General features: G+C 36.0%; 10 protein-coding genes. 5 read left to right on the top strand and 5 right to left on the bottom strand.

Annotation, left to right across the window (positions count from 1 at the left end):
- Positions 1-143: 143 nt before the first annotated feature.
- Positions 144-314: a hypothetical protein gene (locus tag ACYVFA_RS13545; RefSeq protein WP_460472368.1), complete on the bottom strand. Its 171-nt coding sequence runs from the start codon at positions 312-314 to the stop codon at positions 144-146.
- 357 nt (positions 315-671) lie between these two features.
- Entirely contained in the window at positions 672-1,772 is a 1,101-nt protein-coding gene (locus ACYVFA_RS13540) for a DUF5694 domain-containing protein (protein ID WP_460472367.1), read from the bottom strand.
- Between the two features lie 240 nt (positions 1,773-2,012).
- On the opposite strand from ACYVFA_RS13540, the gene ACYVFA_RS13535 reads away from it, so the two are divergent.
- Together ACYVFA_RS13535 and ACYVFA_RS13530 are read left to right on the top strand one after the other, a co-directional pair.
- Complete coding sequence (locus ACYVFA_RS13535; RefSeq protein WP_460472366.1) at positions 2,013-3,041, top strand: sensor histidine kinase; 1,029 nt, start codon at positions 2,013-2,015, stop codon at positions 3,039-3,041.
- Between the two features lies 1 nt (position 3,042).
- Positions 3,043-3,786, top strand: a complete 744-nt coding sequence (locus ACYVFA_RS13530; protein WP_460472365.1) for a LytR/AlgR family response regulator transcription factor — start codon at positions 3,043-3,045, stop codon at positions 3,784-3,786.
- A gap of 3 nt (positions 3,787-3,789) precedes the next feature.
- On the opposite strand, the gene ACYVFA_RS13525 is transcribed toward ACYVFA_RS13530, so the two are convergent.
- From ACYVFA_RS13525 to ACYVFA_RS13515, 3 genes are read right to left on the bottom strand one after another with little or no spacing between them, the layout of a single operon-like run.
- Positions 3,790-5,187, bottom strand: coding sequence for a TlpA family protein disulfide reductase (locus tag ACYVFA_RS13525; RefSeq protein ID WP_460472364.1), 1,398 nt, complete (start codon positions 5,185-5,187; stop codon positions 3,790-3,792).
- A gap of 4 nt (positions 5,188-5,191) precedes the next feature.
- Positions 5,192-6,292, bottom strand: a complete 1,101-nt coding sequence (locus ACYVFA_RS13520) for a hypothetical protein (protein WP_460472363.1) — start codon at positions 6,290-6,292, stop codon at positions 5,192-5,194.
- Positions 6,289-6,918 (bottom strand): ABC transporter ATP-binding protein, encoded by a 630-nt coding sequence (locus ACYVFA_RS13515; RefSeq protein ID WP_460472362.1) that lies wholly within the window; start codon positions 6,916-6,918, stop codon positions 6,289-6,291. The genes ACYVFA_RS13520 and ACYVFA_RS13515 overlap by 4 nt, the downstream gene beginning before the upstream one ends.
- 430 nt (positions 6,919-7,348) lie before the next feature.
- On the opposite strand from ACYVFA_RS13515, the gene ACYVFA_RS13510 reads away from it, so the two are divergent.
- The 3 genes from ACYVFA_RS13510 (at position 7,349) to ACYVFA_RS13500 (ending at position 11,718) form a co-directional block, all read left to right on the top strand.
- Positions 7,349-7,741: a hypothetical protein gene (locus ACYVFA_RS13510; protein ID WP_460472361.1), complete on the top strand. Its 393-nt coding sequence runs from the start codon at positions 7,349-7,351 to the stop codon at positions 7,739-7,741.
- A gap of 285 nt (positions 7,742-8,026) precedes the next feature.
- Complete coding sequence (locus tag ACYVFA_RS13505) at positions 8,027-10,309, top strand: TonB-dependent receptor (protein WP_460472360.1); 2,283 nt, start codon at positions 8,027-8,029, stop codon at positions 10,307-10,309.
- Positions 10,310-10,344: 35 nt separating this feature from the next.
- Positions 10,345-11,718: an HmuY family protein gene (locus ACYVFA_RS13500; RefSeq protein WP_460472359.1), complete on the top strand. Its 1,374-nt coding sequence runs from the start codon at positions 10,345-10,347 to the stop codon at positions 11,716-11,718.
- The last annotated feature ends 77 nt before the right edge of the window (positions 11,719-11,795 follow it).

Below are 11,795 nucleotides of genomic sequence, written 5' to 3'. Positions count from 1 at the left end.
CTATATATTCCTGCAAAGAACGTTAAAAAAAGGCAGTAATTGATGGTTTAAAACTAAAATTCTTATAAAAATACCTAAGTATTGAATATTTTAATGACGGCTAATCTTCTTTTCTGTTAAATACACTGATTAATGCATTGTTTCTAACCAACATGCTTGGCCGTAACTCTGCCTTTCTCTAAAATATCACTGTCTTCATTCAAAAAGGTAGTCACCGTAGCGACTACCTTTTCTGGCCTCATTTTAGTTTCAGTTACCTTGGCTACCCCCAAATCAATATGCTGATAATTATAGTCAATCGCTCTTTTAAACATACTCGCTGCTTTCTTAAAATATTATCTAATTCTTTTCCCATTCTGACCGATTCCCGAAAACCCAGATATTTCTTCGAATGGTATCCTCAATTAGGGATCTCTTAAATTTACGACTTCGGATTGTGCTTCCAAAGTGTTTGGGAAGATTTTTGATAAAATCAAACTGTTAAGTGCAAGAATAGAGTAATTGAACCTGCCTGGGATTTTATTAACAGTGAAAAATAACAGATAAAAATCGGCCATTTGTAGTCGAAAAAAATTAGGTCACATAATTTCAAATTAAAAAGGCAAATCCTTATCAAAATTAATTTGCCTTTTTAATTAATCATCGCACGGCGACCACACATTCACTCACTTTCAATTAAGTGGAGCATCCAGAATACTTACAACCTTAACCCCCTTTTCTCTGAATATTTTGCTCATAATAGCTGCATGGTTGGCTCCAACTACAATCATTACTTTCTTAAAGCCATTTGCTTTTGCACGTTCAATAGTATTATTGCACATATCGTTGTTCCGGTGCCACCACCAATGGAGCATCCAGCCATATAAGTCGGCAGGGAAGATTGATAATTCCTGATATTCACTAGAGTAAAAATTAATCCTGAAAAGCCATTCTGTCATTTCTGGCCCATTCATGGCCTCGGTTATATGAGTCATGCTATAAGTTTGGGTTCCGTCTTTAATCAGGTAATCCATTCTATCTTTTACGTATTTAGAAATCTCTCTTGCTCTTTTACCTTCTGCCGACAAAGAGTCTTTTTTCAACAAATTCAATCGGGCATAGAAAACTGAATCGGCTTTGCTCCAGGCATCACTCCATTCATTATCCCAGCGTTGTGAGTCCATCGGATAGATTTTTTTCATGCCAAACTCTACCATCATCGGGTGAGCTACATAATCATACTCATCATCTATATAAGGATTAATAGCTTCGTGCAGCGAATCAACTGAGGCTGAGAAATACTTCTTGCGAGCATAATTAAATACTCCGGTATCTTTTGGATTTTTCTGCAAATGTTTGGCAACATTCCACATCTGAAAGTAACCGTTACCGGCATCATTGCTTAGATAATAGGCAACAGCCAAATCAATCCTGCTTTTCATATCAGCCGGATTTTTATCTAAAGCTTTTTCATAACGCGCTACCGTAGCTGGTAAATCTTTTTCGGCAATATTGTTCTTTTGCTTTAAACGTTCTAGACGTTTCAAAACGCCTTCTTTATTCCAATAGGTTTTAATCGCTTTTTCATCTTCGGGAGATAACCATTCTCCAAACACCGCATCAGGCTTGAAAGCTCTGATTTTTGCGTGTATATTACTCATTTCTTGTTTTGGTTCAGGATTATATTGATGCGATGCCCCAATCATCAATACTTCTAAATCTTGTGTAGGTTTCTGAGCGAAAAGTGACAGACCTGATAGATTAATGAATAAAATAAATAATAGCTTTTTCATATAATATTTTTGGTTTTGATTATGATGCTCAAAAGTAGAATCAGGAAGAATAAACTATTGCCTTAAATCGTCACAGGCTGTTTTTTTACCGTCCAACCCTTTGCTAGGTCGACTAATGGGCTTTCCTAACTTTGTCGTTTCAGAAGAGTGTTTGACGGTATTTTAATGGCGTTCGTCGGTATGGGTTTGAGATTTCAAGCATAAGAATTACTTTCATCATCAATTTCAAAAGACCTACTCATGAATAAGCGTCAACATATTTTATTTCATATTATTTTCTGGTTGTTTTTTTATTTTAAAGGAGATTTATTAAGCGCCATAGGAGAAAAAAATTATGCATTCTCTTGGGAAAGATTTAAAAACCCATTTGCCTGTACTTCGATTTTTCTCACAATAGCAACCACTTATCTTATATTATATACTCTTAATCGTTATTTTTCAACAAAACAATACCTGAAACTAACTTTGGGTTTTGTAGCAGTGTGTGCTATTTATATATCCTTCCGGTATTTATTGGAAGAAGTAATATTCTGGAAGCTATTTGGGTATCACAATTATTCGGAAGAATCCAGACGCTTGCTATATTACATTACCGACAATATTTATAATGTAATTTCTTACACGTTTAATGCTGTCTTTTTGAAGATGATTCAAGATTTTTTTATCAACGAAAGAGAAAAAAATGCATTATTAACCGAAAAACTGAATGCTGAAAATGCTTTTTTGAAAAATCAACTCAACCCTCATTTCTTATTTAATACACTCAATAATATTTATTCGCTTGCCCTTAATCAATCGCCTAAAACGCCGGAAGCGGTTTTGAAACTTTCTGAATTGATGCGTTATATGTTGTATGAATCGAATCTGGAGAAAGTGAGCCTTGAAACTGAGTTAAGCTACCTGAATAATTTTATTGAATTACAAAAGATGCGATATTCAGGACAAACTTATGTTGATTTTCAGGTAATAGGTGACGTATCTTCGCAACGAATAGCGCCATTGATGTTGATACCTTTTGTGGAGAACGCTTTTAAACACGGAAGTGTACAAGATGAGAAACATCCGCTTTCGATTCAGTTATTGGTAAATCAGAATAATTTAAGTTTCACTGTAAAGAATCAACAAGCGAATCAGAATAAGGATAGATTTGGGGGAATTGGTTTAGAAAATATCAAGAAAAGGCTGAATCTGATTTATCCTAAAAATCATCATTTAGATATACAAAACGATGGAGATAGCTATTCGTCTGAACTCAATCTGATCTTATAATATGGAAAAAATACGCTGTCTGGTAGTAGATGATGAGCCTCTGGCATTAGATATTCTGGCAAAATATATAAATCAACTCCCCTCTTTAACTTTAGTTGGCACTTGTACCGATGCCTTGGAAGCACTAAGCCTGATACAACAAGGGAAAGTTGACCTCGTCTTTGTTGATATTCAGATGCCTAGCCTGACAGGGATACAGTTTTTAAGAGTAGTCAATGGCAAATGTAAAGCCATTCTGACAACAGCCTATTCTGAATATGCAATGGAGGGCTATGAATTAGATGTAATTGATTATTTACTGAAACCTATTTCATTTGAAAGATTTCTGAAAGCAGTTCAAAAAGCCAGTAGTCGATTTCAGAATAATTCTGTTGTTAGTGCACCGGAGCCTGCTAAACCAATTGAGAATAAACCTCCGGGCAACGAACAACAACTGGATTTTATCTTCGTCAAAACAGAGTATAAAATCATCAAACTAAGTCTTTCTTCTATTCTTTATATAGAGGGGTTGAAAGATTATGTTTCTATATATACCACAGAAGAACGGATTCTGACTTTGCAAACCATGAAGAAAATGGAAGAATTATTGCCATCTAATCGCTTTGTCAGAGTGCATAAATCCTATATCATATCTTTAGAAAAAATCAATTCCATTGAGCGCCAGCGCATTTTTATTGGCCGCGCCACCATCCCTATTGGTGAGAGTTATTATAAAGATTTTATCAGATTAATAGGTAGTCAGTAAACCTTATTCGTTTCTGGCTAATACTTCTTCAATTTGTGATATGAGTGTTTTACCATCTTCATCGCTAGGGTCTACTACTTTTGAGACAGCGAAATTTCCACTTTTATCAATTAAGAAATAAGACGGTATACCCGAAATTGCATAGTTCTTTACTACGGCGCCATTATCGTCTGTACGAACGTTAATTCCTTTCAAGTCATACATTTTTACGGCTTCTTTCCATTCAGTTTCATTATCGAGTGAAATCTGTATGAATACGACATCTTTGTTCTTGAAGTGTTCCTTCACCTTTTCGGCAAATTTCATATCGTAAATACATGGCCCACACCAACTTGCCCAGAAATCGAGATAGACTACTTTGCCTTTATAGTCTTTCAGAGATATTTCTTTTCCTTCTATATCTTTTAATGTGAACTCTTTGGCTGGTGAGCCTTTGGCTAAAGTTCTTTGCAGATTAATAAGCTGATTGATATAGTTTTTGTAGGCTTTGTTCTGAACAAAAGCAAGATAATCGTAGGCAGAAGGAATAATTTTTGAGCTGGCACCATTAGCCTCAATGGCGTTTTGTAATTTAAAACCCATCATGCGTTCTGCTAATTCCTGCGAGATTTGTTTTTTGGTGTAGAGCGATTTGATAAAATTATACTCGTCAGCTTCTGTCAACTCTTTTTTCTTGCGTACCGCTTCTTTGGCAATGAATAAGTCAACCAGGTTTAAATAGGTATTACCATATTCTAAAGAAGCAGCCTGAGCCACAGGTGGTACTTCGCCCATTTTCAAATTATTTCTGATGCTGTCTTGCGGCCAGGAAGCATATTTTTCAGCTGATAATGCTTCAACTTTATAATTCTGAATGACTCCTATAATATCTGCTTTGCGTGTATCTTTAAAATTCTGAGAAAGGTTCTGATAGTTTTCTAAGAAATCAATTTGTTTGACCTGCTCTTCGTCTAGTTTTTCGAAATAGGCTTTTAGAGGGAGTTTTCTCCATTTTTCGACTTGTAGTTCCCAATCGTTGGCTATTTCGAATTTACTCTGATGCTCAGCATAATACTGTCCCTTTTCTGCCCCCTGCCCACTTATCTGTAAGGTTTTCCAGAAGTTTTTAGGATTGAATTTAAGTGTTATTTCATCCTTTGGCTCAACAATCCAGAAATGTAGGCTTTGGTCTCCGTAGTAAAAATCGATGTAAGCCAGGTCTTTAATGGTTGTTACAAAGCTAAAGCGATTATCACTATTCAGGGTTAGCTCATATTCTTCTTCCTGACCTACCCAGTCGCGGTGCAATACCAGAATGGCTCTTTTTTCTGTGGGGTCTTGCACTTCTGCCGAAATTCTAAAAGGGCCTTGTGCAAAAGTAGTTGTTGTGATAAATAGTAGTATGGTAAGTATGCGAATCATAAAATTATGGATTGAATTCGGACAAATAATAATGCTTTCTAAAAACGTATGCAGCGATTGAAAAATTGACAAGAGCCATCAAAATTACGGGAATCTTAAACATTATCAATAATAAAAACAGAATCCCTGTAAAAAACAACCTTTGCATAAAAGCATCATCCGAAACATTATTGATATACTGCACATGATGATTCAGGAATATCATCGATAAAATAAAAAGCATTAGCAGAATCATAAAGATATAACTTACATTATCTGGTAGGTTTCTGGCTAATACAATTATTTCAGGTACTAAAAGTATTGAATAGGACAATAAATAATTTAAAAGTCGTTGCAGATGGCTTATTGGGAGATTTTTAGCAATCAGCAAAAACCTATTCTCAAAATAGAAATATTGCTGACAAAAGACAGTATGCCCTGCTGCAACAAACAAGCCGCCTAAAGCTAATAATCGTTCGTCATAATCATCTGTAGGATATAAATTACAAACACCCATCAGCACCAGACAACAGAATAATTTGGTAAGCAATAACAAAACGGGTTGTTTGGAGAAAAGATACCTGACAAAAAAGAGATATGGTGGAGTAAGAAATCGCGCAAAAATTTTCTGCATAGGCTGGCTTCTTACCTGCTCTGCGTTAGGTCTTTGTATTCGATATTCATAAATCAAAGCGCCCACTACTATCAATACTATATTACAAGCAATGATGTATCCTACTTCTAACCATCTTTTATCGTCAATTCCGAATTTTATCATGGCTAGCGAATACAAGAAAGTCAATTGAATCAGACTTAATTGCAATATACAAAATGCCCAGAATCTTTTGAACGGAGAAAATAATCTGGCATGATATAAAAACTCATTTTGCTTTGACTCAAGCAATCTAAGAGTAAATAAAGTAACTTTTAAACCATGTAAAGCCCAGGCAAGAAAAACAAACCCAAGTAAAGAAGGCAATTTTAGTGCATTTTTAATAAAGGTAATATGCTCTAAAGCTCTCAAGAAACCAAAGGCAAACATCATCACAGCAAAAATGAAAACCGCATTCTGGCGGTAGTATTCTTTAATGATAGTGAGATTGAAAATTCTGAATAAACTTTTCATTGCTGTGTTACTGCCTGATTTTGTACCAGATACATATTTTTAATAGCTAATTTCTCGAAACGGAAATCCTGATGTGAGGATAATAAGAAGCTTACTCCCTGGTTTTCATAATAATCTTTTACTAATTCATAGACTATCTGCACGCTACGGTCGTCAATGGTTATCAGAGGTTCATCTAACATAATCAGTTTTGGTTTACCCAAGAATGCTGAAAGCAAAGAGATTTTCTTTTGCATTCCACTTGAATAAGTACCAATTGGCGATTTCCAGTATTGGCTTACTCCCAAACTATCGGCTAAAGTTATTAGTTGATTAGCCGGAGCCTGTTTGGCATCAGCCATAAACTTTAATAAATCATAGCTGCTTAAATAATCTGGATACAACGGTTCTGCTTCACTTAGATTAACTTGCAAACGATAAGCTACTACATCTTTCCGGCAGTCCAGATTATTGAAGAGTATTTCTCCCTGATATGGTAAGATTCCGGCAATAGATCTGAAAAGAGTTGACTTCCCAGAGCCATTAATCCCTTTAAACCAATGAATACCTTCCGGGATTTGCAGGTCTTCTACCTCCAGAATTTTGTGGTTATTATAACTTTTCAGGAAATTCTTAATACTAAGCATGATTTTGAGCAGGGAATTTTTATGCGAAAGAAATAAATTTTTATGAATTATCCCCGATAAAATATTTATTTCCTTAGAACCCCTAAAAATGCCATTTTCTACTGTTTTTTGGCTTTTTGTATTATTCTTAGCTACAGTTTAATCATTTTTATCCAAAGAAAATTCCGGTCACATAATTAGTCTACTTTTTTGATAGGATTATTTAAACTTTCTCTTGCAATTTTCCTTAAAACATTGCACTATTCTAATAATGAGGTATATTATTAAAACAACTTTCAATATTTTTCATTTTTCTAATTGCTTTGTATTCAAATAGTTACGTAAATTTGCATCAACAAAGGTTTTCAGAGGAGGCAATAGATGTTATAACTTTTTCTAGTTTAATCTTTTAAGTATTTACTCCAATAGAAAACAAAATTCAAAGAATATTATGAAAGCACTAGTCGTAGCAATCGCAATCATCGCAGCATCAGCAAGCACAAGCTTCGCTCAAACAAGCAAAAGCACTTCAAACGGAAAAGTAAGTGCATCAGAGAAAGTAGCAAACCTTAGCGTTAAAAACTTAGGTGGCCTACGTTTCAAATTGTCGTTCGAAAATCCGACAAAACAAAAAGCGCAGATATACTTAGTAGACAACGACCGCGTAGTTTACTTCAACGAATATGCAACAGGTGATGCTCAATACTCAAAAGCATTTAACCTTACTAATTTAGCTGACGGTGAGTATACTTTTGTTGTAGAAACTCCAACAGAAAAAGTAACTCAAAACTTCGTTATCCGTACAGAAATCAACCGTGGTGCAACTTTAGCACAGAATCGTTAATAGTATTATGAATTGCAGTCAAACAATCAAGAATTTATAGTCCCCACAAAACCTTTGTCACAACAGCATCACTTCTTTCAGGAGTGATGCTGTTTTTTTATAGATCCTCTACTCTCTACATAAATCCCTGGTTAACAAATAATTACATTTCTTATATTTCAATCTCCAACTTAGTAGCTTTAGAACTGATAAGAAATATTAATTTATTTTTATTTGGACTTAATCTAAATAAACTACTACATTTGTACATTATTTAAATTAAGTCTAAATAAAAATTACTACGGAATGAGATTTCTCTATCTATTCTTATTTATATATACCATTGGTCTTACTGCTCACTCACAAGAACGCCTAGGTAAAATTGAAGGGAAAATAATTGATACTAACGGAGCCGTTGCAGGTGCTTCTGTTATGCTCAAAAATACCCGTCTAGGTCAGTTGACACAAGCTGATGGAAGTTTTTTAATTAATGCACCTATTGGTAAGCAAACGCTGGTAATTCAATTTATTGGCTATCAGGTTTTTCAGAAAGAGATTGAGGTAAAAAATGAAGGAATAGTTTCGCTTGGTACTATTACTTTAAGCGAAAAATCTAATGAATTACAGGATGTGGTTGTTACCGGACAATTCGGACCTCAATCGGTTCGAAACTCTGTATATCAGGTACGTACCATTACAAACGAACAAATTAAACTACGCGGAGCTACCAATATCCAGACTGTATTAAGTACAGAGCTAGGGATGCGCTTCTCTAATGATTTGACTTTAGGCACAACCGATGTACAATTAATGGGTATGTCTGGACAAAACGTGAAAGTTTTATTAGATGGTGTACCATTAGTAGATAGAGGATCAACCCGTGAAAGTATTGGCCAGATTGACGTTAATATTATAGAAAGAATTGAAATTGTAGAGGGGCCAATGTCAGTTGCCTATGGTTCTGATGCTTTGGCTGGGGTTATTAATATCATTACAAAAAAAGGAGAAGAGGGTGCCAACTGGACATTAACAGCCCGTGCACAGGAAGAAACCTCCGGCGATGAATACCAGGCTTTTAATGGTGATGGTACTCATAATGGATTTTTAGGGCTTGCATGGCAGAAGAAAGGCTTACAGGTATCCGGCAACTTCACCAGAAACTTCTTTGGAGGCTGGCAAGGGCTCGCAACCGGAAGAGCAAAAGAATGGATGCCAAAAGAACAGTACCTGACAACAGCAGGGATTTCTTACCGCACCTCAAAATTCAATGGCTGGTATCGTTTTAATGGTACGAATGAAACATTGAAAAGTCTGGGGAATACTTATACAAGCACACAAACCGGTAATCTTTCTGCTACTGACCAATATTATATTACTAATCGCCTGTTTCATCAGATACAAGGAGAATATCAATTTAATGCAAAAAATAGTCTGGCTCTTGCTGCTTCTTATACCGATTATAGCAGAAAAACCCAGACTACCGATATTGATTTAGTTAGAGACAGAAGAACTCTCTCTCTCATTGAAGGTTCACAAGATAAAGCTATTTTCCAGACAACTTTTGTACGTTTGACTGGTCAGCATAAGTTTTCTCCGAAAATATCATTACAGCATGGTTTAGAAGCTAATATCAATTCGAGTGCTGGAGCCAGAATACAAGGAACGCCGACTATCAGTGAATACGCTTATTTTGCTTCTTCTGAATTTAAGCTCAATTCTAACATTAACATTCGTCCGGGATTACGATTCATCAAAAACTCTGTTTACGATGCCCCACCTGTAATTCCGTCTATCAATACCAAATTCACCTTAGTAAAAGGCCTGGATTTAAGAATGGCCTATGCCCGTGGATTCCGTTCACCGGCCTTACGTGAATTATATTTCACCTTCTTCGATAGTAATCACTCTATCAGAGGAAATACCAATCTGAAAGCGGAAAACTCAAACAGTTTCAATGCATTCTTATCTTATCAGATTATCGAAAAGCCTAAAGTTCGTTTGAACTCAACTTTAGGTGGTTTCTACAACGTATTCAACAATCTGATTTCAATTGGAGTTGACCCTAACGATACCAAAGTATCTACTTATCTTAATGTAGATTTGTATAAGACCACTGGAATAACCTGGAATAATACCTTATACTGGGAGAATCTACAAGCTACTTTGGGTTATTCTTATATTGGTCGTTATAATCGTTTCTCAGAATCTGAAAGTCTGCCGGAGTTTGTATGGTCTAGCGAAGTGAATACCAACATTCGTTATACGTTTCCTAAGATTGCGGCAAGTATCAGCCTCTTCTACAAGTTTACAGGCAAACAACCGAGTTATCAGGCAGTTTCAACCGAGTCAGGTATAAAAACACGTTTGGCTGAAACTTCGGCATTTCACACCTCTGATTTGACTTTCAACAAAGTTTTCTATAAAAATTTCTCTCTTCTGGCAGGTGTTAAAAACCTGTTTAATGTCACACGCGTAAACAATACCGCCGTTGACACCGGAGGGGCTCATAGTTCGGGTGGTGGAGCTGTTCCCTTGTCTTACGGACGTTCTTATTTTCTTGGATTAACCGCACAATTATCAAAGCATTAATAATTTTCTCTAATACAAACCAAAGTTTAAACCCAATGAATAAATTATTCAACAAATTTCTGATTGTATGTGGCATAGTGGCGCTGGGTGCATGTAAAGAAGAGGTAGCATTGCCCGACAATTTAGCTGGATTTACTACCGCACAACAAGGTATTGATGGTGAAGAAGCAACTATTCAGATTGCCCTAACCCGTGCTACTGATTTAGCTATTCCGATAAGCATTCAATTAACACCTACTTTAGTTACTTACGATAAAGAGTTTGTAACAGAGCCTGCTGCTGTTAACAATGTTGTAAGTGTGACGATTCCTTCAGGGCAATCAGGGGTGTCTTTCAAAGTAAAGAAAAAAGCTAATGTATTTTTGAATGGCGACGAAACACTTGCCTTGAAAATGACTTCGGTAGGTAGCCCTGTATTAACAGGAAACAATACTGAATTGAAATTAAGCTTTGCGGCTATTACTTCAACAGGAAGTACTTTGACTCTGGAAGGTAAAACAGCAGAATCAAACTATACAAATGCTGTTTATGCAGATTTGAGTGCTAATGCAACAACATTAGCAAACAGAAAAAGCTGGAACTTAGGTTTTTATCAAGGCGGTCAATTCAGAGTTATCTTGAATCCAGGTTATCAATCGTCGGCAACTGCCACTGCTAAAACAGATATTGCTACTGTAACTTTAGCTGATGCTGATTTAGTACCAGATTTGAATTTCGCGCCTGGTGGTGATGGTACAGCTGCTTTAGCTGACTCATGGGATGGTGATTTAACTAAAACTGTTTTCGCAGAAGTATCCGCTACTGAAGCACAAAACAAAGTATACCTAGTAAGCTTTGAAGGAAGCAAAACCAAAGACAAATGGTATAAAGTAAAAGTAAACCGTAATGGTGAAGGTTATAAAGTACAATTTGCAAAAATCGGAGAAACAACTATCCAGACAGTTGATATTCCTAAAAATGCAGATGTAAACTTCAGTTTTTTATCGTTAGAAACGGGTAAAACTGTGATTGTTGAGCCTCGTAAAACTAACTGGGATATTCAATGGGGATACAGCACTTCAAACGCTGGCACTGTCCCTCCTACTCCATACTGGTTCCAGGATTTCGTATTGCTTAACTACACTGCCGGTGCAGAAGCAGCTGAAGTACTTGAAACTACTGTTAGCTACGATGCTTACGCAGAGGCAAACATTGCTACTACTACTTTTGCTAAAACAAGAGATGCCATTGGTAGCAAATGGCGTGTAACGAGCGGCGCGACTGTAGGAATCAGAAAAGACCGTTTTTATGTAGTTAAAGATCCACTTGGCAATGTGTATAAATTGAAATTTGTAAGTATGGGTCTTGCCTCAGATGGTGGCGAGCGTGGTAGACCAGTAATTGAATACAAATTGGTTAAGAAAAAATAAGGATTGAATTAGAATAAACTGTGGTGGTTCAATAGAAACGCTACATCTAGCAAGCAGATAAAATTTGTATTTTTCTA

It is taken from the genome of Emticicia fontis, from assembly GCF_054779675.1.
The sequence above is the reverse complement of the archived record's forward strand: the minus strand, read 5'-3'. Positions and strand labels throughout refer to the sequence as shown.

Excerpts from the sequence above, each read along its gene's own strand:
- ACYVFA_RS13515 (WP_460472362.1), bottom strand. The coding sequence starts at position 6,918 with ATGCTTAGTATTAAGAATTTCCTGAAAAGTTATAATAACCACAAAATT.
- ACYVFA_RS13525 (WP_460472364.1), bottom strand. The coding sequence starts at position 5,187 with ATGATTCGCATACTTACCATACTACTATTTATCACAACAACTACTTTT.
- ACYVFA_RS13505 (WP_460472360.1), top strand. The coding sequence starts at position 8,027 with ATGAGATTTCTCTATCTATTCTTATTTATATATACCATTGGTCTTACT.
- ACYVFA_RS13530 (WP_460472365.1), top strand. The coding sequence starts at position 3,043 with ATGGAAAAAATACGCTGTCTGGTAGTAGATGATGAGCCTCTGGCATTA.
- ACYVFA_RS13500 (WP_460472359.1), top strand. The coding sequence starts at position 10,345 with ATGAATAAATTATTCAACAAATTTCTGATTGTATGTGGCATAGTGGCG.
- ACYVFA_RS13535 (WP_460472366.1), top strand. The coding sequence starts at position 2,013 with ATGAATAAGCGTCAACATATTTTATTTCATATTATTTTCTGGTTGTTT.
- ACYVFA_RS13540 (WP_460472367.1), bottom strand. The coding sequence starts at position 1,772 with ATGAAAAAGCTATTATTTATTTTATTCATTAATCTATCAGGTCTGTCA.
- ACYVFA_RS13545 (WP_460472368.1), bottom strand. The coding sequence starts at position 314 with ATGTTTAAAAGAGCGATTGACTATAATTATCAGCATATTGATTTGGGG.
- ACYVFA_RS13520 (WP_460472363.1), bottom strand. The coding sequence starts at position 6,292 with ATGAAAAGTTTATTCAGAATTTTCAATCTCACTATCATTAAAGAATAC.
- ACYVFA_RS13510 (WP_460472361.1), top strand. The coding sequence starts at position 7,349 with ATGAAAGCACTAGTCGTAGCAATCGCAATCATCGCAGCATCAGCAAGC.